Annotated in this window: 28 protein-coding genes; 6 read left to right on the forward strand and 22 right to left on the reverse strand. The window is 63.5% G+C overall.

Annotation, left to right across the window (positions count from 1 at the left end):
• Positions 1-7: 7 nt before the first annotated feature.
• From GEV02_RS23760 to GEV02_RS23775, 4 genes are read right to left on the reverse strand one after another with little or no spacing between them, the layout of a single operon-like run.
• A complete protein-coding gene (locus tag GEV02_RS23760; protein WP_152840437.1) occupies positions 8-622 on the reverse strand; it encodes a hypothetical protein in 615 nt (204 codons plus the stop codon).
• The gene (locus GEV02_RS23765; RefSeq protein WP_235922909.1) at positions 619-1,791 is read right to left on the reverse strand and encodes a cytochrome-c peroxidase; all 1,173 of its coding nucleotides are present in this window, start codon (positions 1,789-1,791) and stop codon (positions 619-621) included. Before GEV02_RS23765 ends, GEV02_RS23760 begins: the two co-directional genes overlap by 4 nt.
• A gap of 15 nt (positions 1,792-1,806) precedes the next feature.
• Positions 1,807-3,960: an alkaline phosphatase family protein gene (locus tag GEV02_RS23770; protein WP_152840438.1), complete on the reverse strand. Its 2,154-nt coding sequence runs from the start codon at positions 3,958-3,960 to the stop codon at positions 1,807-1,809.
• Positions 3,961-3,993: 33 nt separating this feature from the next.
• A complete protein-coding gene (locus tag GEV02_RS23775) occupies positions 3,994-4,545 on the reverse strand; it encodes a PEP-CTERM sorting domain-containing protein (RefSeq protein ID WP_152840439.1) in 552 nt (183 codons plus the stop codon).
• Positions 4,546-4,696: 151 nt separating this feature from the next.
• On the opposite strand from GEV02_RS23775, the gene GEV02_RS23780 reads away from it, so the two are divergent.
• Positions 4,697-5,269: a nucleotidyltransferase family protein gene (locus tag GEV02_RS23780; RefSeq protein WP_235922902.1), complete on the forward strand. Its 573-nt coding sequence runs from the start codon at positions 4,697-4,699 to the stop codon at positions 5,267-5,269.
• Here the strand turns inward: GEV02_RS23780 and GEV02_RS23785 are convergent.
• Genes GEV02_RS23785 through GEV02_RS23795 form a run of 3 tightly spaced genes read right to left on the reverse strand, consistent with a single transcriptional unit; the run spans position 5,258 to position 7,294 of the window.
• Positions 5,258-5,938: a hypothetical protein gene (locus GEV02_RS23785; protein WP_152840440.1), complete on the reverse strand. Its 681-nt coding sequence runs from the start codon at positions 5,936-5,938 to the stop codon at positions 5,258-5,260. The two genes, GEV02_RS23780 and GEV02_RS23785, sit on opposite strands and share 12 nt — an antisense overlap.
• Before the next feature lie 5 nt (positions 5,939-5,943).
• Positions 5,944-6,708 carry a MipA/OmpV family protein gene (locus GEV02_RS23790; protein WP_152840441.1) on the reverse strand — a complete coding sequence of 255 codons (765 nt, stop codon included), beginning with the start codon at positions 6,706-6,708 and terminating at the stop codon, positions 5,944-5,946.
• A gap of 7 nt (positions 6,709-6,715) precedes the next feature.
• Entirely contained in the window at positions 6,716-7,294 is a 579-nt protein-coding gene (locus GEV02_RS23795) for a porin family protein (protein ID WP_152840442.1), read from the reverse strand.
• 194 nt (positions 7,295-7,488) lie between these two features.
• Here GEV02_RS23795 and GEV02_RS23800 point away from each other — a divergent pair, with 194 nt between their 5' ends.
• The 4 genes from GEV02_RS23800 to GEV02_RS23815 all read left to right on the forward strand — a co-directional run bounded on the left by GEV02_RS23800 (position 7,489) and on the right by GEV02_RS23815 (position 11,227).
• Positions 7,489-8,166, forward strand: a complete 678-nt coding sequence (locus tag GEV02_RS23800; protein ID WP_152840443.1) for a response regulator — start codon at positions 7,489-7,491, stop codon at positions 8,164-8,166.
• Positions 8,163-9,467: an ATP-binding protein gene (locus tag GEV02_RS23805; RefSeq protein ID WP_152840444.1), complete on the forward strand. Its 1,305-nt coding sequence runs from the start codon at positions 8,163-8,165 to the stop codon at positions 9,465-9,467. The genes GEV02_RS23800 and GEV02_RS23805 overlap by 4 nt, the downstream gene beginning before the upstream one ends.
• Before the next feature lie 114 nt (positions 9,468-9,581).
• Positions 9,582-9,953: a BlaI/MecI/CopY family transcriptional regulator gene (locus GEV02_RS23810; RefSeq protein WP_117012818.1), complete on the forward strand. Its 372-nt coding sequence runs from the start codon at positions 9,582-9,584 to the stop codon at positions 9,951-9,953.
• A complete protein-coding gene (locus GEV02_RS23815) occupies positions 9,950-11,227 on the forward strand; it encodes a M56 family metallopeptidase (RefSeq protein ID WP_152840445.1) in 1,278 nt (425 codons plus the stop codon). Before GEV02_RS23810 ends, GEV02_RS23815 begins: the two co-directional genes overlap by 4 nt.
• A gap of 2 nt (positions 11,228-11,229) precedes the next feature.
• Here GEV02_RS23815 and GEV02_RS23820 read toward each other — a convergent pair whose 3' ends face one another.
• The 3 genes from GEV02_RS23820 to pyrE form a co-directional block, all read right to left on the reverse strand.
• Positions 11,230-12,093, reverse strand: coding sequence for an alpha/beta fold hydrolase (locus GEV02_RS23820; protein WP_152840446.1), 864 nt, complete (start codon positions 12,091-12,093; stop codon positions 11,230-11,232).
• Positions 12,093-12,464: a hypothetical protein gene (locus tag GEV02_RS23825; RefSeq protein WP_152840447.1), complete on the reverse strand. Its 372-nt coding sequence runs from the start codon at positions 12,462-12,464 to the stop codon at positions 12,093-12,095. Before GEV02_RS23825 ends, GEV02_RS23820 begins: the two co-directional genes overlap by 1 nt.
• Before the next feature lie 76 nt (positions 12,465-12,540).
• Entirely contained in the window at positions 12,541-13,206 is a 666-nt protein-coding gene (gene pyrE / locus GEV02_RS23830; RefSeq protein ID WP_152840448.1) for an orotate phosphoribosyltransferase, read from the reverse strand.
• A 76-nt stretch (positions 13,207-13,282) separates the two neighbouring features.
• Here pyrE and GEV02_RS23835 point away from each other — a divergent pair, with 76 nt between their 5' ends.
• Entirely contained in the window at positions 13,283-14,050 is a 768-nt protein-coding gene (locus GEV02_RS23835; RefSeq protein WP_152805534.1) for an exodeoxyribonuclease III, read from the forward strand.
• A 93-nt stretch (positions 14,051-14,143) separates the two neighbouring features.
• Here the strand turns inward: GEV02_RS23835 and GEV02_RS23840 are convergent, their stop codons facing one another.
• The 12 genes from GEV02_RS23840 to GEV02_RS23895 all read right to left on the reverse strand — a co-directional run bounded on the left by GEV02_RS23840 (position 14,144) and on the right by GEV02_RS23895 (position 25,987).
• A complete protein-coding gene (locus tag GEV02_RS23840; protein WP_152840449.1) occupies positions 14,144-15,031 on the reverse strand; it encodes a pseudouridine synthase in 888 nt (295 codons plus the stop codon).
• Positions 15,031-15,924, reverse strand: a complete 894-nt coding sequence (locus GEV02_RS23845; RefSeq protein ID WP_152840450.1) for a M48 family metallopeptidase — start codon at positions 15,922-15,924, stop codon at positions 15,031-15,033. The genes GEV02_RS23840 and GEV02_RS23845 overlap by 1 nt, the downstream gene beginning before the upstream one ends.
• Positions 15,911-17,167 carry an AmpG family muropeptide MFS transporter gene (locus GEV02_RS23850; RefSeq protein WP_152840451.1) on the reverse strand — a complete coding sequence of 419 codons (1,257 nt, stop codon included), beginning with the start codon at positions 17,165-17,167 and terminating at the stop codon, positions 15,911-15,913. Before GEV02_RS23850 ends, GEV02_RS23845 begins: the two co-directional genes overlap by 14 nt.
• The gene (gene metW / locus GEV02_RS23855) at positions 17,167-17,778 is read right to left on the reverse strand and encodes a methionine biosynthesis protein MetW (RefSeq protein WP_070358160.1); all 612 of its coding nucleotides are present in this window, start codon (positions 17,776-17,778) and stop codon (positions 17,167-17,169) included. Before metW ends, GEV02_RS23850 begins: the two co-directional genes overlap by 1 nt.
• Positions 17,775-18,968 carry a homoserine O-succinyltransferase MetX gene (metX, locus tag GEV02_RS23860; protein WP_328595904.1) on the reverse strand — a complete coding sequence of 398 codons (1,194 nt, stop codon included), beginning with the start codon at positions 18,966-18,968 and terminating at the stop codon, positions 17,775-17,777. Before metX ends, metW begins: the two co-directional genes overlap by 4 nt.
• 37 nt (positions 18,969-19,005) lie before the next feature.
• Positions 19,006-20,748, reverse strand: a complete 1,743-nt coding sequence (gene ptsP / locus GEV02_RS23865) for a phosphoenolpyruvate--protein phosphotransferase (protein ID WP_152805545.1) — start codon at positions 20,746-20,748, stop codon at positions 19,006-19,008.
• Positions 20,749-20,792: 44 nt separating this feature from the next.
• Positions 20,793-21,062, reverse strand: a complete 270-nt coding sequence (locus GEV02_RS23870) for an HPr family phosphocarrier protein (RefSeq protein WP_008444930.1) — start codon at positions 21,060-21,062, stop codon at positions 20,793-20,795.
• A 50-nt stretch (positions 21,063-21,112) separates the two neighbouring features.
• Positions 21,113-21,520, reverse strand: a complete 408-nt coding sequence (locus tag GEV02_RS23875) for a PTS sugar transporter subunit IIA (protein ID WP_008444928.1) — start codon at positions 21,518-21,520, stop codon at positions 21,113-21,115.
• A gap of 60 nt (positions 21,521-21,580) precedes the next feature.
• Positions 21,581-22,528 carry a glutathione synthase gene (gshB, locus tag GEV02_RS23880; protein ID WP_152840453.1) on the reverse strand — a complete coding sequence of 316 codons (948 nt, stop codon included), beginning with the start codon at positions 22,526-22,528 and terminating at the stop codon, positions 21,581-21,583.
• 85 nt (positions 22,529-22,613) lie between these two features.
• On the reverse strand, positions 22,614-23,915 hold the full coding sequence (gshA, locus tag GEV02_RS23885; RefSeq protein WP_152805551.1) for a glutamate--cysteine ligase: 1,302 nt from the start codon (positions 23,913-23,915) through the stop codon (positions 22,614-22,616).
• Positions 23,916-24,062: 147 nt separating this feature from the next.
• Positions 24,063-25,637, reverse strand: a complete 1,575-nt coding sequence (locus tag GEV02_RS23890) for an ammonium transporter (protein ID WP_152840454.1) — start codon at positions 25,635-25,637, stop codon at positions 24,063-24,065.
• Between the two features lie 11 nt (positions 25,638-25,648).
• Complete coding sequence (locus GEV02_RS23895) at positions 25,649-25,987, reverse strand: P-II family nitrogen regulator (protein ID WP_008444920.1); 339 nt, start codon at positions 25,985-25,987, stop codon at positions 25,649-25,651.
• Between the last annotated feature and the right edge of the window lie 10 nt (positions 25,988-25,997).

Below are 25,997 nucleotides of genomic sequence, written 5' to 3' on the forward strand. Positions count from 1 at the left end.
AACAGGACTAGTCGCGCACGCCGACCCAGCGGCCGTTCTCCAGGCGCAGGCGCTGCTTCATCTGCATCTTCCCTTCGCCTTTCATGATGTAGGCGATCATCGGGAACACCTGCTGCGCGGCCGGTTCGTGCATCCATGGCGCGGCGGCGAACTTGTAGGTGTAACTGGCCGTTCCGGTCGCGGCATCCCAAGCCACCACCTTGGCCACACTGAGTTTGCCGACACAGAAATCACCGGTGCGCGCGATCTTCTCGCCGGTTGGCGCGACGGTGCTGGTGTCGCGCTTCAGATAGAATTTTTTCCCGGCTTCGGTCAGGCTGTAACGCTGTACCGGCACCTCCTGCTCGACACCTTCGGCGTTACGGCGCACCACCATGCCGCCAACCGCTTCCGCCAGCCCCAGTTGCGCCAGCACCGGCAGCTGTACCGCATCGCGGCTGCCCGCTTCCGCGTCACCCGGCGCCACGTCGATAGGCCAGTCGAACTTGCCGACACAAACGTCGCCTTGCTGCGCAAGGTATTTGCTCAAGCCTGCGGCCAGCGCCTTGTTGCCGGGTTGCGGTGCAGAGTAGGCCGAAGCCGAAACTGCCGCCAGCATTGCCACCATCGAAATCATCTTCATTTTTTTACCACCAGATCGTTATCGGTCAGCGTGTTAAGGAACGCTTCCAGGTCCTGCATTTCCTGCTCGGTCATCGGCGGTTCGCTGCCGCGTTTGCGGCCATCGAGCGGCATCTGCTTATCGAGGTTGGCGCGGTAGCGCGCCGGCAGGTCGTTATACTTTTGCACCACGCCTTTGACGGTCGGATACCAGCGCTCTGGATGGGTGTCGCGCGTGTTGTAGAAGCGGATCACATCCTTCAGCGACTTCAGCGCGCCATTGTGGAAGAAGGCCGAACGCGTCGCGACGTTGCGCAGCGTCGGCGTCTTGAACATGCCGCAGTACTGGCCGCTGGCCGGACGCGGATGGTCGGGACGGTCGCAGATGCCCAAGTCGAAATAGCCGGCCTTCACATTGGCAGGAATGTCCTTGTTGCGCGGGACGCCTATCGCAGCATAGGTAAAGTCGGTGAACAGCTTGACGCTGCCGTTCAGACCAGCGCCGTTGTAGTGGCACGCAAAGCAGTTGCCCTTGTTGGCATCGCTGTAGACGGCGAAGCCGCGCATCTCGGCCGCAGACAATTCGCCGCCGATCTTGTTGCTGGAGTAGAGGTCATACTTGCTGCTGTAAGGGTGGAAGCTGCTGTCCTCCAGCTGATAGGCCTGCAACGCGTCCAGCGCGTGCCTGAAGGCCTTTTGATCGCTCTTGAACACCTCCGGCCCGAACGCCTGGCGGAACTGCTCCGCGTAGGCCGAGGCGCGCAGCTTGCGCACCACATCGGCCGCGCTCTTGTTCGCCATCTCGTGCTTCGCCAGCAGCGGTATGCGCGCCTGCTCGGCCAGCGTTGCCGCGCGGCCGTCCTGCGTGTGGCCGCCGCCGGGGCCGGGCGTGCTGATGCCGTCCGGGTTGTCCAGCATGTCCTCATACGGCGGCGTGTATTCCTGGTAGCGCAGCGACGGCACGGCGCGCACGCCCGCCGTCGTCAGTCTTGCGCCGCCCAGTTGCACCGCCAGATTGTTCGGCGGCGCATGGGCGTGGGCCGGATCGTGGCAGGTGGCGCAGGACATCCTGCCGGAACCCGACAGCGATTGATCGAAGAACATCTGCTTGCCGATTTCGGCGGCGGCGCTCAACGGCGCTACCGCCGGCGCGGCGACGGCTTGCGCCGCCGCCACGCTCAACACCAACATCAAGGCCAGTCTCATTTACTTGAGTGCCCAGCCGTTACGCTGATCGGCGTCCGGACCGACCTGCTTGATGGTTGGGTAGCCGTTCTTCTGGACGTAGCCGGCCGGGATCACATAGGTGTGATTCATCGGACGCACCGCGTCGAAGTGGGCATCGGCGCTGCCAGCATATTCCGGCAGGTTCAGGATGTTCGCCGCGATGAACTTCTGGCTGTACTTCGAACGGTTCATGTACGACCAGTCGTCCGCAGGGTCGGCTAGCTGGAACATGTCCTGCAAGGTGCGCACCAGCGAGATGTGGCTGTAGGCGTCGCTGTCGACCACGCCCTTCGGTGCGCCCGGCTGGTTGTTCAACACGCCGAAGATGCTGGTGCCGTGGCCCTTGTTGCCCTGCTTGTAGTTGGTGACGGCTTCCACCGACACGCTGCCGTCGGCGTTGCGCACCAGCGGGCCCAGTGCCACCGGCGTGCCGCTGGTGTTCCAGCCGCAGCACGAGTTGAAGCCACTGGTGGCCGTGCCTTCGTCGAACATCATGACGATGGCGACGCGCTTTTGCGGGTTGTTCCACAGCGGCGAAGCCTGGATCTTCTTGATCAGATAGTCCGTGTATTTATCGCCGCGATAGATCAGCGGGCTGCCGGAGCAGTCGCTGGCTGGCTTGGTGGTGGAGCTGCCCGGCAGCGTGCCGACCAGCGTGACGCCGTGCATGTCGTCGCACTGGTCAGGTTCCAGAATGTTGATCTGGCCAACGTCGCCGCTTTGCAGATCGTCGCCGAACTGGTCGACGTTCCAGCCTGCCGGCGCCACTGCCGCCAGCGCGGCATCCCACTGCCCGCCGCCCAGGGTGCGGTTATTCTTCAGGAATTCCGGCGAGCTGCGCACGTTCTGGAAGAACACGCTGCCATTGTGCTTGGCCGCGTACAGCGCGCCGGCCAGGCGCACATTCAGGCCCGGCGTGCCGATGGCGCCAACCGGTTCGTTCGCCGTGTACAGATAGTCCGGTGCGGTGATGGTGGCGTCGGCAGTGCCGTCCTTGCGCCAGTCGCCGCCAGGGTTCTTGGACTCGCTGTAGACGCGCCAGCTCATGCCCTTGCTGGTCAAGGCATTGAACAGGTTGGGCCGGCTCTTGACATTGTGGTTGGTGTTGTTGTTGCAGGCGTTGACGCCCGGCGGCAGCGGCAGGTCTTCAATCGCGTTGGCGGCGGCGGTGCCGCTCGGGTAGCAGTTGAAGGCGCTGTCGTCGGTGATGCCGAAGTCGTCGCCGGCGGCGATGGCCAGGCGATTTGGCTCACTCGGATTGCCGGTGGCGTAGTAGCTGGTGAACTGGTTGCCCGCGTTCAGATAGGCGTTGATGCGCGGCGCGTAGACCGAGTTCTTGATCGACGACGTGGCCTTGTTTTCCAGGACGATCATGAACACGTGGTCGTAGCGTGGAATGCCTTCCAGGTTCATCGCGGCCTGGTGCGCTTCCTTCATCGTGATCGCAGGGCCGGTGGCGCCTGGATCCGCGGCCAGCGCGGCGGGCGATACGTCGCGGCGGTCCACCATCTTGGCGGCGTAGGCGAAGCGGTTGCTGAGGATGACGGATTCCTTCAGCAGGTCGGCGCCGGCGGCGGTCATATCGGCCAGCACGGTGTCGGACGAAACGTTCAGGCGGATGGCCAGGTTGTTCTTGGCCGATTCAAAGCTGATGCGGTCTTCTTCCATCATCCGCACCACTTCGGTGGTCAACGGCGAGATCGCGACCTTGGCCGGCACCAGTGGATTAATCAACGCTGCCGATACCTGATCGGCGGCGGCGCGCAGCACCATGCGCTGGCCTGCGGGGTGGCCGCCGTTGAGCGAAGTGGCCGAGACTTCGGCCACCAGTGCGCCCGGCGTGCGGGTGACCAGCAGGAAGCTGCCGTCGGCCTTGGTCAGGGTGCTGGTTTCACCGGCGTCGCAGACGCCGTTGTCGTTGGCGTCGATGCAGACCTTCACCGACTGGAACACCGAAGCCACAGTGCTCGACGCGGCGCTGGCGGCCGGCGAGTTGGCGATGACCGGCGGCGTAAACCAGGTGCCGGAGACGACACCGCGCACGGTAACAGGCGCGGTGGCGGCATGGGCCGGCGCCGACAGCGCCAGCACGGCGCCGGCGACGGCGCCCGAAATCAGGGTAGTTTTTAGCATGGATATTCTCTCGTCAATGACTGGATGGCGGAATCAAGCCTGGCGGCGACGGCGGGCGATGACGCCTGCCACACCCAGGCCGGCGATCAGCATCGCGGCGCTGCTTGGTTCCGGTACTGGCGCGGCCACCAGCGACCAGCTGATGTTGTTGGTCGGCTGGTCGAACGCCGCGTCAGTGCAGTTGCCGTTGCAATTGAGGGCGTACGCCTGATTACCGATCTGCGCATCGCTGCTGGTGACGAAGAAGAAGTAGTTGCTAACGTCGTTGTAGTTCGTCTGCGGATTCGCATCGGCGAAGATGAAGTTGTTCTTGCCTGCGACAGTCGACACGACGGCGCCCGCGGCGCTGTTCCAGTTGTGCGTGGAGGCGTCCCACGATGCGCCGGTCAGTGCACCGGTAAAATCGGTGCCGTTGAAGTTGATGTGTACATTGGAGACGTTCTCCACCAGATCGCCGTTCAGATGGCCGGACAGCGAGCCGGTGATGGCCTGGCTGTCGCCGAAGGTGTAGGCGAAGGTGAAGTTTTCAGCGTGTGCAGAGGCAAACGCCGCCAGCAGGATGGCTGCGGAGCAGATTTTTTTCATAGTGGCTACCTGGTATGAACAGCAAAGAAAGAAGCGCATCGCTTCATGTTTGAAACCGTCGCCGGTATGATGTGTTTTTTTTATTACAGCGCCATGACATAACGGCAATGTCCGCTGTCTTATTTTTCACGTAATGTATCAAGCACCCCACATGACACGACTGGAACAACGCCTGGCCGCCCTGGTCCGCTCCTCGGCCGAGCTGATGGCCGCGCTGTCGGCCGCGCGCAGCCTGGGTCTGGACAGCTGGTGCATAGGCGCGGGCGCGGTGCGTACGCTGGTGTGGGACTCCCTGCACGGTCACACCATCTCTACGCTGCTGGCCGACGTCGATCTGGTCTACTACGATCCGGATGCGCCGCCGCAGCGCGACGCGCAGCTGGAAGCCTGTCTGCGGACGGCGATGCCGTCGCTGGCGTGGGAGGTAACGAACCAGGCGCACGTCCACACATGGTTCATGCGCGAGTTTGGCCGCGAGGTGCCGCCGTTGCTGTCGCTGGAGGATGGCGTGGCCACGTGGCCGGAGTATGCGACCTGCGTCGGCGTATCGCTGGAAGCTGGCGACACCATCCGCGTGATCGCGCCGCATGGACTGGAAGACTTGTTTGCACTGCGCGTGCGCCACAACCCGGCCCGCGCCGACATCGACACCTACCGGCGGCGTATCGCGTCGAAGCGTTTTGCGCAGCGTTGGCCGCTGCTGGTTATCGCATCACTCCAGTAAGGCGGCGATCGCCAGCGGCGTGCTGCTCGTGACCACCTGCCCGCTCTCGGGCAGCGCGGCGAAGCGGTAGACGAACACCCGGAAGCTGGCGACCACGTCGCCCACGAAGGCCGGTCCTTCCTTCGCCACGAGTGCGCTGACTGCGCCGCCGGCGGCATGGAACTGCACCTGCGCCGCATCGTTCTTCGGATAGGAGAACTGCACGCCGGCGCAGCTCTTGCCGCCGGCTTCACCCGAGTAGCGCAGATAGGCCAGCAGTTGATCGCAGGCGGTGCGCAGATCGGCGGCGCTGTAAACGCCGTCCGGCCGCGTGACGATCGATACCCAGGCGCCGGACTTGATCTGGCCCGCCTTGCGGTTCACAGTCAGTTCCGCGTTGTCGTCATACGCCGCCTTGGAGAACGGGAACATGGCGCGCCCCAGCGCATCGAGCGGCAGCGCCAGGTGCGTGGCCTTGCTGTTAAGCGTCAGCCGCAGGCCGTCCATGGCTACGCTTTTGTCGCGTGGCCGGATGCGGAAGTGATTCTGCAGGAACTGCTTCGGTTTGCCGTACTTCTCGAACCAGATCATCTGGCGATAGGCTTCGCGATACTCGATCCAGTCGGAGTCCTCCTGCGCGCGGGCGAACGCCGGCAGCAAGGCAAGACAGAGCAGGATGAGTCTAAGCATATCGATTAAAACCGGTAAGCCAGGCCGCTGGACCAGGTGATGAAATTGCGGCGCTCGACGAACGGAGCGCCCGCCGGCCCGCTGCCCAGCCGCGTGCCCGTCACCGAGCTGTTGATCAGCCATTTGCTGCTCAAGGCCCAGTTCCAGTTGACGCTGGCGTTCAACGCCATCACGCCGGCGGACGGGCGATAGTCACGCACACCGCCGGTGGCCGTGCTCACTTCATACAGCTCACGCATCACCGGATCGCTGGCCAGCGAGGCGCCGGCCGACAGCGTGACCGTGTGATGCGGCGCCAGTTCGTGCAAGGTTTTCTGTATGCCGACATAGCTGCGGAGGCCGTGCGCGCTGGTGTCGTACATGAGGTTCGATGTCAGGCGCGTCGCGTCGCCGAGATAGTAGTTAAAAAAAATGCCCGCATCCGGCGTGCCATTGATGGCATGCGTGCCGCGCAAGCGCCAACTGTCAGCGGGGTGGCGGTTGTTGCTGGCGAAGACCTGCGGCCCATATTCGACGCCCACCTTCTCCGACACATTCATGCCCAGTACACCGTTCGCCGAGACGAACACTCCGTTACTCCACTGGACCTGAAGCAGCGGCCGCAGGATGACCGGCCGCGTCTCGCCCTCCGCGACCGCCGTCCTGGTTGTGAAGGCTACCCCCACGTACATGTCCTTGCTCCCATCGGGCATCATCAACTCGGTGGTGTTTTCGGCCAGGACCGGGCCACATGCGGCCAACAATAAAAATAACGGGGATAGCTTGTTCATGTATTCCTTAAAAACCGAAGCGCACGCCCAACGCGAGTCTGTTCAGTCCCACGCTAAGCCCTTCATAGTTCAATTTACCGATACGTTCCAACTCCACCTGCAGCGCCACATCCTTGCTGACCACGTAGGACGCGCCTGCGCTCAGGTACAACCCTGTCTTGTTCATCGACTGATCCGGCGGCGCATTCTGGCCGCGGATGTCCAGCTTCAGGCTACTGCGCGCTAGGCCTGCCTTGCCGAACAACGACCAGTCATCGTTCAGCTTCCAGGTTCCTCTGGCAGCGAGGTAGGCAGCGCTGGTGCGCACCTTCAGCTGATAGCCCGGCATAATATCAAAGCTGGTCGAACCGCCGCTGCCGCGATAGCCCCCTTCCAGCGCCCAATCCGGCGACAGGTCATATCCGGCGAACACCGCAAACGGCGTCTGCTTCTGCACAGCGTTATGCTGTGTCGTCACGCCTTTCTCGGTATAGCTGACATGACCATCTTCGGACGGACTGATATTGACACCGGCGTACAGGCCATCGGCATGCGCCAGCGAGCTTGCGGTGAGGACGACCAGGGCACTGCATACAAATTTTTTCATGTTCGGATTCCGGGTTGAAGTAAGAGCCTCAATGTTAGGCATCCACCGCCAAAGAATCCGCCTCGGTCTGTCGTCGAATTGTCCGCAATTTGTAGGCGCCATTTGTATAGAAAATGTACGAATGTGTACCCGATTGTCGAAAATGCCACTTCCACGCCGCGCTCCACTACAATACCCGACGAAATGGAGGCCCAATGCAGCGTGTAATGCTGGTGGAGGACGATGCGCGGCTCGCCGCGCTGGTCAAGGAATACCTGGACGAATACGATTACGAAGTCGACGTGGTGACACGTGGCGACCGTGCGCTTGAACACTTCCGCGACACCCAGCCCGACCTGGTGATACTCGACCTGACACTGCCCGGCGTCGACGGCCTGGTGGTGTGCCGCCAGCTGCGCCAACTAAGCGCGGTGCCGATCCTCATATTGACAGCGCGCGAGGACAGCTTCGACGAAGTCTCCGGCCTCGAACAGGGCGCCGACGATTACGTCAACAAACCGGTGCAGCCGCGCGTGCTGCTGGCACGCCTGCGCGCACTGCAACGGCGCGGCAGCGGCGTCACCAGCAGCGACATCGTCATCGGCCAATTGCGCATCTCGCGTGAGAACCGTGCCGTCTACTGGCGCGGTGAGGAAGTGGCGATGAATAGCACCGAGTTCAAGCTGTTCGTCATCCTGGCCGATGCCTCCGGCAAGGTCATGTCGCGCAACGCCATCCTGGTGAAGATGCGCGGCATCGAATTCGACGGCCTCGATCGCAGCATCGACAACTGCATCTCGCGCCTGCGCCGCAAGTTCGGCGACAGCGGCACGGAGCGCATCAAGACCGTCTGGGGCGAAGGCTATCTGTTCAGCCCCTCGGCCTGGGAATGAACCGTCTTTTCTGGCGCTTCGCGGCACTGGTGATGCTGGCCATCACGCTGGCCACCTGCGTGATCTACTTCACCTTCAGCCGCCTGTTCGGCGATCCGCTGGGGGAGATCGCGCGCCGCCAGGCCGCCGGCCAGATCTTCCTGCTGGAGCAATACATCGACCGGGCGCCCGCCGATGAATGGCTGCCGCGCCTGAACAAGGTGCGCGAGGTGTCCGAGGCCACGCTGGAGCTGAAGCCATTGCGGGCGACGCTGGCGGCGCTGCCCGATTCCAAACGCGCCCAGTTGCTGCAAGGGTCCGTGGTCATTGACGTCAGCGGGAAATCCTTCTATCGCCGCGTCGACACGACCGGCGCGCGCTACATCGGCAGCGACGACGACGTGATCCACGCCCAGCACCTGCCCATCGATATCGGCCAGGCGCTGGGCATGGAGGCGATACGTTTCGGCGTGATCGCGCTGTTCCTGCTGGTGCCGATAGGCTGGTGGTCGCGCCGGCACTGGCGCGGCCTGATGGCGCTGTCGCGGATGGCCGACGACTTCGGCCAGGGCAACCTGGCGGCACGCGCCACGGTGCGGCCGGCATCGAGCATCGCACCGTTGGCGGGCCGCATCAACGACATGGCCGAACGCATCGCGCTGCTGATGGAGGCGCGCAAGAACCTGCTGCATTCGGTGTCGCACGAGCTGCGCACGCCGATCGCGCGGCTGGAGTTCGGCCTGGAGCTGCTGCGCGAACGCCATGCGGCCGACGATCCGGCGCTGCAAAAGCGCGTCGCCGCCATGGAGGTCGATGTCGATGAGCTGAAAACTCTGGTCAACGAGCTGCTGGACCTGACGCAGCTCGACCATGCACAAGCGATGGCGCGCCAGCCGTTTGCGCTGGCGCCGCTGCTGCAAGCCTGCGCGCCGCCGGCGCAGCCGCCATCACAGCTGCATTTCAGCGCCAGCATCGCCGCCGACCTGGGCGAGCTGCAAGGCGATGCCCGCCTGCTGGCGCGCACCGTCGACAACCTGCTGGGCAACGCCGCCAAGTACGCGGCATCGCGCATCGCGCTGTCGGCAGCGCGCAGCGGCGGCGCCGTGCACATCACGGTGGAAGACGACGGTCCCGGCATCCCAGCAGAATCACGCGAGCGCGTGTTCGAACCGTTCTACCGGCTGGCCCGCGAACAGGACTACGCAGCCAGCGGCTACGGCCTGGGTCTGGCCATCGCCGCCAAGGCTGTCCTGCTGCACGGCGGCGCCATCGCCATCGACGACTCCCCACTCGGCGGCGCGCGCTTCACCATCACTTTGTAGACAACTCTGTCTATGCAATACAACGCCTGAAATCCGCGTTAAAAATTAAAGTATACATTCTTGTCTAGACAGACTAATCTACAAATACTTTAGCAAGTTAACAAGAGAACCGCCATGAGCATACCCAAACCGACCGCCGCCGAACTCGATCTGCTGCAAGCACTGTGGCCGCTCGGATCAGCCACCGCCAAGCAGGTGCACGAAGCCATGCTGGAAGAGAAACCGGACTTGGCCTACGGCACCGTGCTGCGCCTGATGCAGATCATGCACACCAAGGGCATCCTGATCCGCGACGAGAGCCAGCGGTCGCATGTCTACGCACCGGCGCAAGCGCAGGACGCGCTGCAAACCAATCTGCTGAAGGACTTGATGCAGAAGGCCTTCGCCGGATCGGCCAAGGCGCTGGTGCTGGCTGCGCTGCGCTCGGGCATCTCGAAAAAGGAACGGGAAGAGATCGAGAAAATTCTCAAGGATGAAAAGAAATGAGCGCCTTCATCTTCCACCTTGGGCTGACGCTGATGCACTTCCTGTGGCAAGGCCTGCTGCTGGGCTGCGCCACCGCCGTCGCCCTGACACTGCTGCGCAACAGCCGCGCCGAATACCGCTACCTGGTGGCCTGCTCGGCGCTGCTGGCCTGTCTGTGCTGGCCGGCGCTTGAACTGTATCAGCGCCTGAGCAGCGGCGGCGATACCACCGGCACGATCGGCGCATTCGGCGCCGGCATGCTGCGGCTGGCCGCGCAATCCATCGTCGGCAACAGCGAACCGTTCGACCTGCGCGACTCGCTGCGCGAGATCGTCAGCCTGTGGGCCTTGTGCGCCATCGTGCTGTCATTGCGGATGATACTCGGCCTGTTGTGGATAGACCGCGCCGCCAAACAATGCGACTGCCAGCACCGCCAGGACCAGTTGCGCTGGGAGGCCAGCCTGTCCCGCCTCGCCGCTCGCTTCGGCATCAACCGCAAGGTGCAGCTGCGCATCGTCGACACGGTGTCCAGCCCTATCACCGCAGGCTTGTGGCGACCGATAGTGCTGCTGCCGGCCGCGCTGGTGGCGGGCATGCCGCCCGATCTGCTGGAGGCGCTGCTGGCGCACGAAATGGCGCACATCAAACGCCATGACTACCTGATTAACCTGCTTCAGAACGTGATCGAAACGCTGCTGTTCTACCACCCAGCCGTCTGGTGGATCTCACACCGCATCCGCATCGAACGCGAACTGATCGCAGACGATTTCGCAGCAAGGCAGCTCGGCGAACCGCGGCGTCTGGCCCTTGCACTTTCAGAGCTGGAGCGTCTCCAGTTCTCAACTCACCACCTGGCCCAAGCGGCCAATGGAGGAAATTTGATGGATCGTATTCAACGTCTGTGCCGCCCTGCCCCGCAGGCCCTGAACTGGAAAACCGCCGTGCCGATGCTGGGACTGGCGCTGGCCTGCATGTCGATTTACGCGGAGGCCGTGGCCGCCGACAAGGCCGCCGCGGAGACGGTACCCGCCCTGGCCGACTTCAGCACCTGCGAAAAGCCGAAATGGCCGGAGGGCGCCATGGCGCGCAAGGAAGCCGGCACCGTCACGCTGAAGTTCCTGATCGGCGTCGACGGCAAGTTCAAGAAATCGCAGGTGCAGAAATCCAGCGGCCACCAGGACCTGGACGAAGCGGCCCGCGCCGGCATCGAGAAGTGCGGTTTCAAGCCCGCCCTCAAAGCCGGCAAGCCGGTGGAATCGTGGATGCAGATGCAGTACGTCTGGGTGCCGGAGTAAGCTCAGTGGGCAGGGCTTAACGCCATCCAGGCCAGGATGTCGGCGAAGATCTGCTCGCGATTGAGCTCATTGAAATTCTCGTGGTAGTTCTGCGGATGCCGCTGGTAGGTCAACAACGCCGGCGGCACCGATTTCAGCATCTTCTCGGCCGCATCGGCGTCGGCCAGCTTGTCGTCGCCGGCCACCACCGCGAACAGCGGATGCGTCCAAGCCGCCATGCGCGGCGCCAGCCCTTGCTGCGCATGGGTCAGCGCGTTGCCGAAGCGGACCGTGATCTCGGTGGCGCGGATGCCGTCGCGTTCATCGTCGTAATGGCGGGCGGTGATGGTGCTGTCGTGGGTCAGCATGTCGGTCAACGGCGCCAGCGGCACCTTCATGCGCGGCGCCAGCGCGCCCAGCACGCCGGCCAGCGCCAGCAGCACCGGCGACACCTTGATCGCATTCACGTAGTACGGCGAGGACAGGATGAAGCCCTTGATGGCGGCATCGCCGGCAAAGTGGCCCAGGCCCAGGTGGGTGGCGATCAGCGCGCCCATCGAATGGCCCATCACATAGATCGGCACACCCGCATAATTCTGCTTGACCCACTGGAGGAAGGCGACGCTGTCGTCCAGGAAGACATGGAAGCCGGGGATGTCGACGCGGCGTGCGTCCTGGTGGCCGCACAAGTCGTAGGCCACGGTGGCGATGCCGTGCTGGCGGAAGTACAGTGCCGGCGTGACGTAGTCGCCGGCGTGCGCCATGCCGCCGTGGATGGCCAGGATCACCGCGCGCGGCGCAACGCCGGCAGGTTCCCAGATGTGGACGCGGCGCTCGGCCTGCGGGCCGGCGCGGAAGCTGGCCAGGCGGTCTTCGGCGAAGCGCATCAGGCGATGATGCTCAGGTTGATGCCCATGTCGACGAACAGCTTCAGGTCCGCCAGCGTGAAGTCCAGGCTGGGGGTAGCTTCGCCGCGCTCGGTCGTGAAGGAGATGCGCAGTTCGGCCGCCACATCGGAACGCTCGAAATGAATGCCGCGCGCCTTGCATTCGGCCAGGTAGTGGCGCAGCTGCTTGAGCAGCTCGTCCGGGTTCATGTCGGCGCCGAGCGCCACATAAAACCCGGAATCGATGCGTACCCGGCCGTCGGGCTTGACATCGCCCTTTTGCCAGTCGCTGTCCGGCTCCGTCGGCAGGCCGTCACGGATGTCGGCCAGGCCCTCGTCGTCGCCGTGGACCTTCATGGTTGCGATGTTCATGGATCAGCCCTTATCGTCTCAGGTATACCGAATAAGGTTACACCAAAGAAATTTCAAAGTCTAGCAATATGGCTGGTTAGGCAATACCGTACTGGGTGCGGTAGGCGGCCACGGCGTCCTTGTATTGCAACAGCTGCGGGTCGGCGCCGGCTCCGTTCAGGTAGCTGAACAGGTCGTCCAGGTTGCCGATCGAGATCACCGGGATGTTGTAGGTCTGGGCCACTTCCTGCACCGCCGAGTTCGGCGACAGCTGGCCATCCTTGCCCGAGCGCTCCATGCGGTCCAGCGCGATCAGCACGGCGCATGGTTCGGCGCCGGCGGCGCGTATCATGTCCACCGATTCGCGCACCGAGGTGCCGGCCGAGATCACGTCGTCGATGATGACGACCTTGCCTTGCAGCTTGGCGCCGACGATGGTGCCGCCTTCGCCGTGGTCCTTGGCTTCCTTGCGGTTGAAGGCGAACGAGGTGTTGCGGCCCTTGCCGGCCAGCGCGACCGCCGTGGCGGACGCCAGCGTGATGCCCTTGTAGGCGGGGCCGAACAGCATGTCGAACTCGACGCCGGAATCCAGCAGCGTCTGCGCGTAAAACTGGGCCAGCTGGGCCAGCGTCGCGCCGTCATGGAACAGGCCGGCGTTGAAGAAGTACGGCGACTGGCGGCCGGCCTTGGTGGTGAAGTCGCCGAAGCGCAATACACCGGTCTGGACCGAAAACGCGATAAATTCCTGACGTAAGTTATTCATAATGCCTCATTTCTGTAAAGTGCCTGTATTTTAACGCTACACTAACGCATTCCAAAATTTCCGCACCGATACCGCCATGCCAAAAATCATCTCCGCCAATCTGAACGGCATCCGCTCCGCCTCCAGCAAGGGCTTTTTCAAATGGATGGCCAACCAGGACGCCGATTTCGTCTGCGTCCAGGAACTGAAGGCGCAAGCGCCGGACATGACGCCTGAATTCCTCAATCCGGGCGGCTACCATGGCCATTTCCACTATGCCGAGAAAAAAGGCTATTCCGGTACCGGCGTCTACAGCAAGGTCGAGCCGGACCGCGTGGTGATCGGCTTCGGTTCGCCGGAGTTCGATGCCGAGGGCCGCTATGTGCGTTGCGATTTCGGCAATCTGACGGTGATTTCCGTGTACTGCCCGTCCGGCTCGTCGGGTCCGGAGCGCCAGGAAGCCAAGTTCCGCTTCATGGACCTGTTCCTGCCGCACCTGCAAGCCTTGCACGCCGAGGGCCGCGAAGTGGTCATCTGCGGCGACTGGAACATCGCGCACAAAGAGATCGACCTGAAGAACTGGAAGGGCAACAAGAAGAATTCCGGCTTCCTGCCGGAAGAGCGCGAGTGGATGACGCGCATCTTCGACGAAGTCGGCTACGTCGACGTGCATCGCGGCCTCGATCCGCGCGAAGAGCAGTACACGTGGTGGAGCAACCGCGGCCAGGCGTATGCAAAGAACGTCGGCTGGCGCATCGACTACCACGTCGCCACCCCGGGCATCGCCGCCAAGGCCACCACGGTCGCGATCTACAAGGAAGAGAAGTTCTCCGACCACGCGCCGCTGACCATCACCTACGCCTAACCCACTGGGGTCAAGTCTGACATTTGGACACGAACTCTGCCTTAGCGGCCACGAAGGCAGAGCTCGTGTCCAAATGTCAGACTTGACCCCACTTTATAAGCTGCGGCGGCTGCGGAATTCGCGTGGCTCGCCGCTCAGCGGGTCGGTGAAGGCGATGCGGCGGGCCAGTAGTTTCAAGGGCTGGGAGACGTCGTCCTGCTTGCACGGCAGCGCCACCGGATAGAACGCGTCGTTGATGATGGGGATGCCCAGCGACGACAGATGCACGCGCAACTGGTGCTTGCGGCCGGTGTGCGGATGCAGCCGGTACAAGGTGCAGTCGGCGCGGTGCTCGATGACGTCGATCAGCGTTTCCGAATTGGGCTCGCCCGGCTCTTCCTTCATGATGAAGAACTTGTCGCCGTCCACCATGCGGCTGCGGTACGTGAACGGGAATTCGCGGCCGTGCAGACGCGGCGCCAGCGCCTCGTACTCCTTCTCGATCACGCGCTTCTGGAACATCGACTGATAAGCGCCACGGCTCTCCTGCCGGCGCGAGAAGATCACCACGCCGGCCGTCTCGCGGTCCAGCCGGTGGATGGGCGTCAAATCCTGCTCGCCCAGCTTTTTCTTCAGCCGCACCAGCAGCGTCTCATGCAGGAAGCGGCCGGTCGGTATCATCGGCAGGAAGTGCGGCTTGTCGACCACCACCAGATGCTCGTCCATGAACAGCACTTCTTCCTCGAACGGAATCGGCGTCTCGGCCTCCAGCTCGCGGTAGTAGAAGATGCGCATGCCGCGCTTGTAGGCGCTGTGCGGCGACAGCGGATTGCCGTCGCCGTCCACCACATCGTTGCGCGCCATGCGTGCGCGCCAGTCGGCTTCCGTCACGTCGGGATAGCGCGCCACCAGAAAGGTCAGCAGGTCCGGCCACTGCCCTTCCGGCAGCCACAGATAGCTGGGCGCGACACCGTCGCGCATGGGCAGCGGAGGACGCGACATTATGAGCGCGGCAGCGCCAGCGAATGGTAGGCCGGCAGCGCGTTCGGATCCAGGCCCTTGGCGCGCGCGTACACCGGCAGCACTAGGTACATATTCTTGTTCATGTCGTCGATGCGCTTGCTGCCGCTGGGGTGCGTGGACAGGAAGGGCAAGGGCTGGCTCTTGTTCACCGCCCCCATCTTCTGCCACAGCGCGACGCCGGCGCGCGGATCGTAGCCTGCGCGTGCCGCCAGATCCAGGCCGACCAGGTCGGCCTCGCTCTCGTCGCCGCGCGAGAAGCTCAGCGCCGCGCCCTGCGCCACCATGCCGGCCGCCGCATCGCCCAGACGCGGGTCGACGCCGAAGTAGGCCGAGCCGACGGCGCCCAGGATGCGCGTACCGACCGAGGTGATGGTGTTCTTGCCCGCCTGCTCGCGCGCGTGCTCGCGCAGCGCGTGGGCGATCTCGTGGCCCATGACCATCGCCACTTCGTCGTCGGTCAGATTGAGCTTGGTCAGGATGCCGTTATAGAAGGCGATGCGGCCGCCCGGCATGCAGAAGGCGTTCACCGTCGGCGAATTGAGCAGGTTGACTTCCCACTTCCAGTTGGCGGCGTCCGGGTTCCAGCGCGCGGTGAACGGGATCAGGCGCTTGGCGATGGCACGCAGGCGTATCAGCTGCGGGTTGCGCTCGGTGGCGACAGCGTCTTTCTGGTGGGCCTGGGCCAGCATCTGGTCGTATTGCAGCTTGGACTGCTGGTCGAACTGGCGGGCGTCTCCGCCCAGGCCGCGCAGGCGCGACATGCTGCTGACGGGGATGCCGTCGTCCTGGCCGTGGGCCGCGACGGGCGCGGTGGCGGCGGCGGACCAGCAGGCCAGCGCCAGCAAGGCGGCGTTTAATTTAAGCTTTTTCATTCCGGGTATTCCAAGGGGCGATTTTAGGCAGCATCATCATGGCAGGAAACGCCAGGATAAAGCACACGATAAAGAACCAGAACCAGCCGGTTTCCGCCACAATATAACCTACCGAGGAGTTGATGAATGTGCGCGGCACCGCGGCCAGGCTGGAAAATAAAGCGTATTGGGTGGCAGTGTAGCGCGGATCGGTGGCACGGGACATGAAGGCCACCAGGGCCGCCGCGCCCAGCCCCAGGCTGGCGAAGGCTTCGAAGCCGAAGACGGCGCTCAGCAGCAGCGGATCGGGGCCGGTCTTGGCCAGCCAGGCGAAGCCCAGAATCGCCACAGCCTGCAGCACGCCGAACACCCACAGTGCGCGGTTGATGCCCAGCTTAATCATCCAGATGCCGCCGACAGCGCCGCCGGCCAGCGCCGCCCACCAGCCGGTGGCGTTGGCCGCGAGGCCGATCTGCTTGGTGGTGAAGCCGATATCGAGGAAGAATTTGGTCGACAGCGCGGTCGCCATGCTGTCGCCGATTTTGTAGAGCAGCACGAAGCCGATAATCAGCAAGGCCTGGTTCCAGCCGTCGCGCTGGACGAACTCGCGGAACGGCAGCACCACGGCTTCCTGCAGGTTCTTCGGCGGCGCGCCATACACGGCGGGTTCCTTGGCCAGCAGCGTGCACACAAAGCCCGGCAGCATGAAAGCGGCGACAATCCAGAACACGGCCTGCCACGGCATGCTGTCCGCCAGCACCAGCCCCAGCGCGCTCGGTATCAGGCTGGCGGCCTTGTAGGCGTTGACGATGATGGCCGCGCCCAGGCCCTGCTCATTCTCGCTCAGTATCTCGCGGCGGTAGGCGTCGATCACCACGTCCTGGCTGGCCGACAGGAAGGCGATCAGGAACACGGCGCCGGCGATCAGCGTCAGTTCCAGTTTCGGGTCCAGCATGCCCAGGCCGCCGATCACCAGGAACAGCGCCAGCTGCGTGGCCGCCATCCAGCCGCGCCGGCGGCCCAGCGAGCCGATGGCGTAGCGGTCCATGAACGGCGCCCACAGGAACTTGAAGGTGTACGGGAAGGTCACCAGCGCGAACAGGCCCAGCGCCTTCACGTCCAGCCCGGACTTGGCCAGCCACGCCTGCATCAGGTAGATCAGCGTGTACAGCGGCAGGCCGGAGCTGAAGCCCAGGAACAGGATGGAGACGGTGCGGCCGTTCAGGTAGGTGCGCCAGCCGGGTTGCTGTTCCTGGATCGTCATCAATGGCTTGCCTTTTTACGCAGTCGGAACACGGCGAGGTCGCCGCGCAGGTTGGGGAGGAAGGAGACGCGCTGGCCTTCCGCCAGCGCCACGCAGTCGATCACCTCCAGGCCACACTCCACCGCCAGGTCGCGGAAGTCGTTGATGGTGGCGCAGCGCACGTTGGGCGTGTCGTACCATTCGTACGGCAGCGATTCCGACACCGGCATGCGGCCCTTCAGCAAGGCCACGCGGTGCGGCCAGTAGGCGAAGTTGGGGAAGGAGACGATGGCCTCCTTGCCGACGCGGACGATGTCGCGCAGCAGCGGCTCCACGTGTTTCATCATCTGCAGCGACGACAGGCACAGCACCGTGTCGAAGCTGTTGTCGCCGAAGAGCGCAAGGCCGTTCTCCATGTCCTGCTGGATCACGCGTACGCCTCGCTTGGTGGAGTCGAGCACCTTGTCGTCGGCGATCTCGATGCCGTAGCCGCTGCACTGCTTGTCGCTTTGCAGATAGTCCATCATGACGCCGTCGCCGCAGCCGACATCGAGCACGTGCGCGTTCTCGGGCACCCAGTGGGCGATGAAGGCCAGGTCCGGCCGGGCGCTGCTTAAATCGTTGAAGTTCATGCTGCCGCTTCCTTGTTAATGTCGTTCCACACCTGCTCGTAATAGGCGCGCACCAGCTTCATGTAGCGCGCGTCCTCCAGCAGGAAGGCGTCGTGGCCGTGCGGCGCATCGATCTCCGCGTACGTCACCTGGCGGCGGTTGCAGATCAGCGCCTGCACGATCTCCTGGCTACGCTCCGGCGAGAAGCGCCAGTCGGTGGTGAACGAGGCCAGGAAGAACTTGGCCTTGGTGTGGCTGAGGGTCTTGGCCAGGTCGCCGCCGTGCGCGCGCGCCGGGTCGAAATAGTCGAGCGCCTTGGTAATCAGCAGATAGGTGTTGGCGTCGAAGTATTCGCTGAACTTGTCGCCCTGGTAGCGCAGGTAGGATTCGATTTCGAAGTCGACGCCGAAGCCGAATTTGTAGTCGCCCGCCTCTGCGGAGTCGCGCAGCTTGCGGCCGAACTTCTCGGCCATGTCGTCGTCCGACAGATAGGTGATGTGGCCGACCATGCGCGCCACGCGCAGGCCGTTTTTCGGCACCACGCCGTGTTCGTAGAAATCGCCGCCGTGGTAGTCGGGGTCCGACAGGATGGCCTGGCGGGCCACGTCGTTGAAGGCGATGTTCTGCGCCGACAGCTTGGCGGTCGAGGCGATCACCACGCAGTGGCGCAGGCGGTCCGGGTACATGATGGACCAGGCCAGCGCCTGCATGCCGCCCAGCGAGCCGCCCATGACGGCGGCGAACTGCGTGATACCCAGTTCGTCGGCCAGGCGCGCCTGGGCATTGACCCAGTCCTCCACCGTGACCACCGGGAAGGCCGCGCCGTAAGGCTTGCCGCTGGCGGGGTTGACGTGCATCGGTCCCGTCGAGCCGAAGCAGGAGCCGAGGTTGTTGATGCCGATGACGAAGAACTTGTCGGTGTCGAGCGACTTGCCCGGGCCGACCATATTGTCCCACCAGCCCTGGCTTTTCGGCTGGCCTTCGTATTCGCCGGCCACATGGTGCGAAGCGTTGAGCGCATGGCAGACCAGCACCGCGTTCGATTTGTCGGCATTGAGGGTGCCGTAGGTTTCATACATCAACATGTAGTCGCGCAGCGACGCGCCGCTTTGCAGCGGCAGCGGCTGCGCGAAATGCATGGTTTGCGGAGTAACGTATCCTAAGGATGGCATTGTGGTTTGGTTTTTATAGGGGTCGGCCCCGCGGGCCATCTATCAAGGTGGGACCGCGAGGATGGGTCCCACCGACTTACATCAACTGCAATTGTTCGACCGCGTCTGCAATTACGTTGGGTTCCATCGAGCGCATGATCTTGCGGGTTTGCGGCATGATGCGCGCAAGGTCGCTGTTCAGGATTTCCTGCTTGACCGACAGCAGCTGTGCCGGGTGCATCGAGAATTCGCGCAACCCCATGCCGAGCAGCAGGCGGGTGAGCTTGACGTCGCCCGCCATTTCGCCGCACACGGCCACGTCGATCCCGGCTTTATGCCCGGCCGCAATCGTCATCGAGATCAATTGCAGCACAGCCGGATGCAGCGGATTGTAAAGGTGTGCGACCTCATAATCAACCCGGTCGATCGCCAGCGTGTACTGGATCAGGTCATTGGTGCCGATCGACAGGAAGTCCATGCGCTTGACGAACATCGGCAGCGCCAGCGCGGCGGCCGGGATTTCGATCATGGCGCCGACGTCGACATCGTCGTCGAACTTGACGTTCTGCTCGCGCAGCTCGGCCTTGGCCTGGGCGATCATCGCCAGCGACTGGTCGATCTCGAACGCATGCGCCAGCATCGGGATCAGGATGCGGACCTTGCCGAACACCGAGGCGCGCAGGATGGCGCGCAGCTGCGTCAGGAAGATCTGCGGCTCGGCCAGGCAGTAGCGGATCGCCCGCAGACCCAGCGCCGGATTGAGCGCCGTGTGCTCGCTCTGGTCGAGCGGCTTGTCGGCGCCGATGTCGAGCGTGCGTATCGTCACCGGGCGGCCCTTCATCGCCACCACGGCCTTCTTGTATTGTTCGAACTGCTCGTCCTCGGACGGGATCTTGCTGTTGCGGCCCATGAACAGGAACTCGGAGCGGAACAAGCCGACGCCGTTGGCGCCCGCCTCCATCGCGGCCGGGCAATCGTCCGGCAGTTCGATGTTGGCCATAAGCTGGATCTCGACGCCGTCCTTGGTGATGGCCGGGGTCTTCTTCAGCTTATTGAGCTTCTTGCGCGCGCGGGCGGCGGCGCCCTGGCGTTCGCGGTACTGCTCCAGCACCAGCGCGCTCGGGTTGGCGATCACCACGCCGGCGTCGCCGTCGATAATCAGCCAGTCGTCCTGCTCGATCAGCGTCGAGGCGCCGGACATGCCGACCGCCGCCGGGATGTCCAGGCTGCGGGCGACGATGGCCGTGTGCGAGTTCTGGCCGCCGACGTCGGTGACGAAGCCGATGAAGGAACGGTCGCGGAACTGCAGCATGTCGGCCGGCGAGATGTCGTGGGCGACGATAATCATCTGCGCCTGGAAGCCGTCCTCGCCGGCGGTGGCCGGCAGGATCTGGGCGGTGCCCATCAAGACCTTCAGCACGCGCTCGGCGACCTGCTGGATGTCGGCCTTGCGCTCGCGCAGATAGGGGTCTTCGATTTCGTCGAACTGCGCCGACAGCTCGTCGATCTGGGTCAGCAGCGCCCATTCGGCGTTGTAGTGGCGGGCGCGGATGATGTCCAGCGGCGCTTCCGAGATCATCGGGTCGGACAGGATCAGGGCGTGGACGTCGATGAAGGCGCCCAGTTCGGTGGGCGCATCCTTCGGCAGTTCGTTCCACAGCGTTTGCAGTTCCTTGTGCACCTGGGCCAGCGCCTGCTGCAGGCGCGACACTTCCGCCTCCAGATGCTCTTCCGCCACCAGGTAGTGCTTGACGTCCAGCGCCGCCGGCGCCAGCTTGTGGGCGCGGCCGATGGCGATGCCGCGCGAAACCGGGATGCCATGCAAGGTGAAGGAAGCCATAGGCGGACCTGTGGGGGTACGTGGGCGGCTGCGTTCCGCAGGCATTACTCGCCTTCGCCGAACTTGTCGTTGACCAGCGCCGTCAGCGCGGCGATGCAATCGCCTTCATCGGCGCCGTCGGCTTCCAGCGTGACCTTGGCGCCCTTGCCGGCGGCCAGCATCATCACGCCCATGATGGACTTGGCGTTGATGCGGCGCGCGTTGCGGGTCAGCCAGACGTCGCTTTGAAATTTTGCTGCCAGTTGGGTGAATTTGGCGGAGGCACGCGCATGCAAACCAAGCTTGTTGATAATCTCAAGTTCTTGTTGAATCATTTTTCTTTTGTCTCAATCAGAAATGCGCACTGCAAAAATAAAGTCCGGAGTCAGGGTTGCCCGACCCGGATGCGGTTATCGACGCGCACTGCCCCACTCTGCGCGCCGGCCAGGGCCATTTCGACCACCACGTCCAGCGTATCGCGGCGGTAGGTGATGGCGCGCAGCAGCATCGGCAAACTGATGCCCGCGATGACCTCCACCCGGCCGGCGTCCGCCAGACGGTTGCAGCAATTGGCGGGCGTGCCGCCTTTGACGTCGGTGATGACCAGCACACCGTCGCCTTCGTCGAGACGCTGGATAGCCGCCGCCGCCAGAGCCTGGACTTCGCCGAGATCCTGGTCGGCGATCACGTCGATCGCCTCCAGCCGCTCGGTGGGACCACGGAACACATGGGCGCAGGCGGCAATGAAGGCCTGTCCCAGTGGTGCGTGCGTCATAAGCAGTATGCCAACCATATTCTTAAACCGCCAGTGAGCGCGGACGTTTTTTGGCGTCCGGCGCGTGTTAATGATGCGTTATTGTGCCTGCACGGCTGCTTCGACGGCGTCGATGAACATCGCCGCCACCTGGAAGCCCGTTTGCTGGGTGATTTCCTGGAAGCAGGTTGGACTGGTGACGTTGACTTCTGTTAAGCAATCGCCAATAACATCTAATCCTACCAGCAACAAGCCACGGGCGGCCAGTATCGGCCCCAGGGTGTTGGCAATTTCATAATCGCGCTCGGTCAGCGGCTGCGCCACGCCAACGCCGCCGGCCGCCAGGTTGCCGCGCACTTCGCCGTTCTGCGGGATGCGCGCCAGCGAGTACGGTACAGGTTTGCCGGCGATCACCAGGATGCGCTTGTCGCCCTTGACGATCTCGGGGATGTAGCGCTGCACCATGATGGTGCGGGCGCCGTTGTCGGTCAGCGTTTCGATGATGGAACCCAGGTTCATGCCGTCGGCCGTCACGCGGAACACGCCGGCGCCGCCCATGCCGTCCAGCGGCTTGAGGATGATGTCGCCATGCAGCTTCTGGAAGGCGCGGATGCGCGCCTCGTCGGCCGTCACCAGGGTCGGCGAGGTGAACTGGCTGAACTGGGCTATCGACAGCTTTTCATTGTGGTCGCGGATCGCGGACGGCTTGTTGAACACCTTGGCGCCCTGCTTTTCGGCCAGCTCCAGCAGGTAGGTGCCGTAGATGTACTCCATGTCGAACGGCGGATCCTTGCGCTGGATGATGGCGTCGAACTCGCCCAGATTGGTTTCCTGCGCCGGCGCCGCGCGGTACCAGTCGTGGCTGTCGCCGGTGATGGTGATTTCGGCCGCGTTGGCGTAGACCACGCCGCTGTCCAGCGCCATGTCTTTTTGCTCGAAGGCGTAGACGGTGTGGCCGCGCTTGGCCGCTTCCACCATCATGGCGTAGGTCGAATCCTTATAGGTCTTGAAGGTCGACAAGGGATCGGCGAGGAAAGCTATTTTCATGGGCGCATCCATTCTGGGTAATGCCTGATTTTAGCCGAGATTCGCCTGCGGCACCGGGGAGCGGACCAGGCCGCTCCCGTGAGGCTTAGTAGACTTCCGGATTCGGATCGGTGCGTTCCATTTCCAGCGACGCCGCCAGCAGGGCCAGCCGCGCCACCACGCCGTAGACGTAGAAACGGTTCGGCGCCGCCGTGCCCGGCTTGGCCTTCAAATCCGGCACCGCGTGCTGCTGGGCGAAGGCCAGCGGCACGTATTGCGATCCGGGCGCGTTGAGGTTCTGGTCGATGCCCTTTTCCGCGTGCACGCGGTAGAAACCGCCCACCACGTAGCGGTCTATCATGTAGACCACCGGCTCGGCCACCGCATCCTTGATGCTCTCGAAGGTCGGCACGCCTTCCTGGATGATGAAGTCGGTCACTTCCTTGCCATCCTTGACGACGATCATCTTGTCGCGCTGGGCCTGGCTCAAGTCCTTGATTTCGCTGGAATCCTTGATGGTCAGGATGCTGGTGCCGTAGGTGCCGGCGTCCGGCTTGACGATCACGAACGGCTTCTGGTCCTTGATGCCGTATTCCTTGTACTTCTTCTTGATCTTGGACAGCAGCGCGTCGATATTGGCGGCCAGGCAATCATAGCCCTCGCCGGTGCGGAAGTTGACGGCGTCGCACTTGGCGTGGAAGGGGTTGAGCATCCACGGATCGACGCCGATCAGCTTGCCGAACTTCTTGACCACCTCGTCGTAGGCGTTCATGTGGTTGCCCTTGCGGCGCACGGCCCAGCCGGCATGCAGCGGCGGCAGCAGGCTTTGCTCGTGGATGTTCTGCAAAATGTCAGGAATGCCGGCCGACAAGTCGTTGTTCAGCAGAATCGTGCACGGGTCGAAATCCTTCAGGCCCACGCGGCGGCCGTTGGCCGAACGCACCAGCGGCTCGACCACCAGCATATTGCCGTCAGGCAGCGCCAGCGGCGTCGGCTGGGTGATTTCCGGCGACAGCGAGCCCAGGCGTACATGCAGGCCGGTCTGGCGGAAGATCTGCATCAGCCGCGCGACGTTCTGCCAGTAGGTCGGATGGCGCTGTTGCACTTCCGGGATCAGCAACAGGTTGCGGGCGTCCGGGCAGTATTTGTCGATGGCCGCCATGGCCGCCTGCACCGACAGCGGCAACATTTCCGTCGCCAGGTGGTTGAAACCGCCCGGGAACAGATTGGTATCGACCGGCGCCAGCTTGTAGCCGGCGTTGCGCATGTCGACGGAGCAATAGAACGGCGGCGTGTGCTCTTGCCACTCCAGGCGGAACCAGCGCTCAATGGCCGGCGTTGCGGCCAGAATTTTTTCTTCGAGGTCGAGCAGCGGTCCGGTCAGGGCCGTGACGAGATGGGGAACCATGGTTACTTCCTTAGCTATTACCGTGCAGATAGCCCAAGTCAGGGCGAAAACTGTATTTTAAAGGCAGGAAATGAAAAAAGCGCCTCTTTTGGAGGCGCTTCTTTCTTTGCCCGTGGCAACGGGCGGTATTACGTTACCAATAAAGCATTAAGCGTGGTAAGCGGACTCGCCGTGGCTGGTGATGTCCAGGCCTTCGCGCTCTTCTTCTTCCGGTACGCGCAGACCGATGACGATGTCGACCAGCTTGTAGGCGATCAGCGACACGACGGCCGACCAGACGACGGTGGTGCCGATGGCCGTAGCCTGGGTCGTTACCTGGGTAACGATCGAGTAAGGATCGGCCGACATTTTGTTGGTCACGTAGTCGAACACGCCCTGACCGCCCAGCGACGGTGCAGCGAACACACCGGTCAGCAGCGCGCCCAGGATGCCGCCGACGCCGTGCACGCCGAACACGTCCAGCGAGTCGTCAGCGCCCAGCAGGCGTTTCAGGCCGTTCACGCCCCACAGGCAGACGACACCAGCCAGCAAGCCGATGACCAGCGCGCCCATCGGACCGACATAACCGCAGGCCGGGGTGATGGCCACCAGGCCGGCAACCGCGCCCGAAGCGGCGCCCAGCATCGAAGGCTTGCCTTTGACGATCCACTCGCCCAGCAACCAGGACATGGTGGCGCAAGCGGTAGCCAGCAGCGTGTTGACGAAGGCCAGCGCGGCGACATCGCCCGCTTCCAGTGCCGAACCGGCGTTGAAGCCGAACCAGCCCACCCACAGCAGCGAAGCGCCGATCATGGTCATGGTCAGCGAGTGCGGCGCCATCGATTCACGGCCGTAGCCGACGCGTTTGCCCATCATGTAGGCGCCCACCAGGCCGGCCACGGCGGCGTTGATGTGCACCACGGTGCCGCCGGCGAAGTCCAGCGCGCCTTTTTGCCACAGCCAGCCGGCTTTGGCGGTTTCAGTCGCCAGGGTGGCCGCATCCTTGATCGCGTCAGGACCGGTCCAGAACCAGACCATGTGGGCAATCGGCAGGTAGGCAAAAGTGAACCACAGCACGACGAAGGCCAGCACGGCGGTGAACTTGGCGCGCTCGGCGAAGGAGCCGACGATCAGGCCGCAGGTGATGGCGGCGAAGGTCGCCTGGAACACCACGTACACGAACTCGGGAATCACTACGCCTTTGCTGAAGGTGGCGGCGGTCGAGAAGGTGGCTTTGACCGGATCCCAGATACCGTTGAGGAAGGCGCGGTCGAATTTGCCGATGAAGGCGTTGCCTTCGGTGAAGGCCAGCGAGTAACCGTACACGCACCACAGCACGATGATCAGCACGAAGATGGTGAACACTTGCAGCAGGATGGACAGCATGTTCTTGGAGCGGACCAGGCCGCCGTAGAACAGCGCCAGGCCGGGAATCGACATCATGATGACCAGAATGGTCGACACCATCATCCAGGCGGTGTCGCCTTTGTTAGGCACGGGAGCGGGTGCTGCGGCTGGAGCGGCTTCTGCCGGTGCGGCGGCGGCCGGAGCTGCGGCTGGCGCGGCTGCGGGAGCGGCGGGCGCGGCTTCAGGCGCGGAGGCGGCCGGGGCGGATGCAGCGGGCGCGGGCGCCGAAGCAACCGGCGCCGAGGCTGCCGGCTTGGCCTCCTGGGCAACCACCGGCGCGGCGAGTGCGAACAGGATGGATACCCCAGCCAGCAACGTTGTTATAGTTTTTTTCATCAATCTTCCCCTTAAAGAGCTTCGTTGCCGGTTTCGCCGGTGCGGATGCGGATGACTTGTTCCAGGTTGTACACGAAGATCTTGCCGTCGCCGATCTTGCCGGTGCGGGCAGCGCCTTCGATCGCCTCGATCGCCTGCTCGACGATGGAATCGTCCACCGCCGCTTCGATCTTGGTCTTCGGCAGGAAGTCCACGACGTATTCGGCGCCGCGGTACAGTTCGGTGTGACCTTTCTGACGGCCGAAGCCTTTCACCTCGGTCACGGTGATGCCTTGCACGTTGATCGCCGAGAGGGCCTCGCGGACCTCATCGAGCTTGAACGGCTTGATAATGGCGGTAATCATTTTCATACTGGCCTCG

Origin of the sequence: Rugamonas aquatica, assembly GCF_009380215.1 — a bacterium.
Classification (GTDB): Bacteria; Pseudomonadota; Gammaproteobacteria; order Burkholderiales; family Burkholderiaceae_D; genus Rugamonas; species Rugamonas aquatica_B.

Coding starts and splice junctions, on each gene's coding strand:
- gshB (WP_152840453.1), bottom strand. CDS start 22,528: ATGAAAATAGCTTTCCTCGCCGATCCCTTGTCGACCTTCAAGACCTAT.
- GEV02_RS23890 (WP_152840454.1), bottom strand. CDS start 25,637: ATGAAAAAAACTATAACAACGTTGCTGGCTGGGGTATCCATCCTGTTC.
- pyrE (WP_152840448.1), bottom strand. CDS start 13,206: ATGAATAACTTACGTCAGGAATTTATCGCGTTTTCGGTCCAGACCGGT.
- GEV02_RS23845 (WP_152840450.1), bottom strand. CDS start 15,924: ATGAAAAAGCTTAAATTAAACGCCGCCTTGCTGGCGCTGGCCTGCTGG.
- GEV02_RS23875 (WP_008444928.1), bottom strand. CDS start 21,520: ATGGTTGGCATACTGCTTATGACGCACGCACCACTGGGACAGGCCTTC.
- GEV02_RS23800 (WP_152840443.1), top strand. CDS start 7,489: ATGCAGCGTGTAATGCTGGTGGAGGACGATGCGCGGCTCGCCGCGCTG.
- GEV02_RS23760 (WP_152840437.1), bottom strand. CDS start 622: ATGAAGATGATTTCGATGGTGGCAATGCTGGCGGCAGTTTCGGCTTCG.
- GEV02_RS23835 (WP_152805534.1), top strand. CDS start 13,283: ATGCCAAAAATCATCTCCGCCAATCTGAACGGCATCCGCTCCGCCTCC.
- GEV02_RS23820 (WP_152840446.1), bottom strand. CDS start 12,093: ATGCGCTTCGCCGAAGACCGCCTGGCCAGCTTCCGCGCCGGCCCGCAG.
- GEV02_RS23805 (WP_152840444.1), top strand. CDS start 8,163: ATGAACCGTCTTTTCTGGCGCTTCGCGGCACTGGTGATGCTGGCCATC.
- ptsP (WP_152805545.1), bottom strand. CDS start 20,748: ATGGCTTCCTTCACCTTGCATGGCATCCCGGTTTCGCGCGGCATCGCC.
- GEV02_RS23790 (WP_152840441.1), bottom strand. CDS start 6,708: ATGAACAAGCTATCCCCGTTATTTTTATTGTTGGCCGCATGTGGCCCG.
- GEV02_RS23825 (WP_152840447.1), bottom strand. CDS start 12,464: ATGAACATCGCAACCATGAAGGTCCACGGCGACGACGAGGGCCTGGCC.
- GEV02_RS23815 (WP_152840445.1), top strand. CDS start 9,950: ATGAGCGCCTTCATCTTCCACCTTGGGCTGACGCTGATGCACTTCCTG.
- GEV02_RS23765 (WP_235922909.1), bottom strand. CDS start 1,791: ATGTTGGTGTTGAGCGTGGCGGCGGCGCAAGCCGTCGCCGCGCCGGCG.
- GEV02_RS23795 (WP_152840442.1), bottom strand. CDS start 7,294: ATGAAAAAATTTGTATGCAGTGCCCTGGTCGTCCTCACCGCAAGCTCG.
- metW (WP_070358160.1), bottom strand. CDS start 17,778: ATGAACTTCAACGATTTAAGCAGCGCCCGGCCGGACCTGGCCTTCATC.
- GEV02_RS23840 (WP_152840449.1), bottom strand. CDS start 15,031: ATGTCGCGTCCTCCGCTGCCCATGCGCGACGGTGTCGCGCCCAGCTAT.
- GEV02_RS23870 (WP_008444930.1), bottom strand. CDS start 21,062: ATGATTCAACAAGAACTTGAGATTATCAACAAGCTTGGTTTGCATGCG.
- GEV02_RS23770 (WP_152840438.1), bottom strand. CDS start 3,960: ATGCTAAAAACTACCCTGATTTCGGGCGCCGTCGCCGGCGCCGTGCTG.
- GEV02_RS23850 (WP_152840451.1), bottom strand. CDS start 17,167: ATGACGATCCAGGAACAGCAACCCGGCTGGCGCACCTACCTGAACGGC.
- GEV02_RS23810 (WP_117012818.1), top strand. CDS start 9,582: ATGAGCATACCCAAACCGACCGCCGCCGAACTCGATCTGCTGCAAGCA.
- gshA (WP_152805551.1), bottom strand. CDS start 23,915: ATGGTTCCCCATCTCGTCACGGCCCTGACCGGACCGCTGCTCGACCTC.
- metX (WP_328595904.1), bottom strand. CDS start 18,968: ATGGCCCGCGGGGCCGACCCCTATAAAAACCAAACCACAATGCCATCC.
- GEV02_RS23775 (WP_152840439.1), bottom strand. CDS start 4,545: ATGAAAAAAATCTGCTCCGCAGCCATCCTGCTGGCGGCGTTTGCCTCT.
- GEV02_RS23780 (WP_235922902.1), top strand. CDS start 4,697: ATGACACGACTGGAACAACGCCTGGCCGCCCTGGTCCGCTCCTCGGCC.
- GEV02_RS23785 (WP_152840440.1), bottom strand. CDS start 5,938: ATGCTTAGACTCATCCTGCTCTGTCTTGCCTTGCTGCCGGCGTTCGCC.
- GEV02_RS23895 (WP_008444920.1), bottom strand. CDS start 25,987: ATGAAAATGATTACCGCCATTATCAAGCCGTTCAAGCTCGATGAGGTC.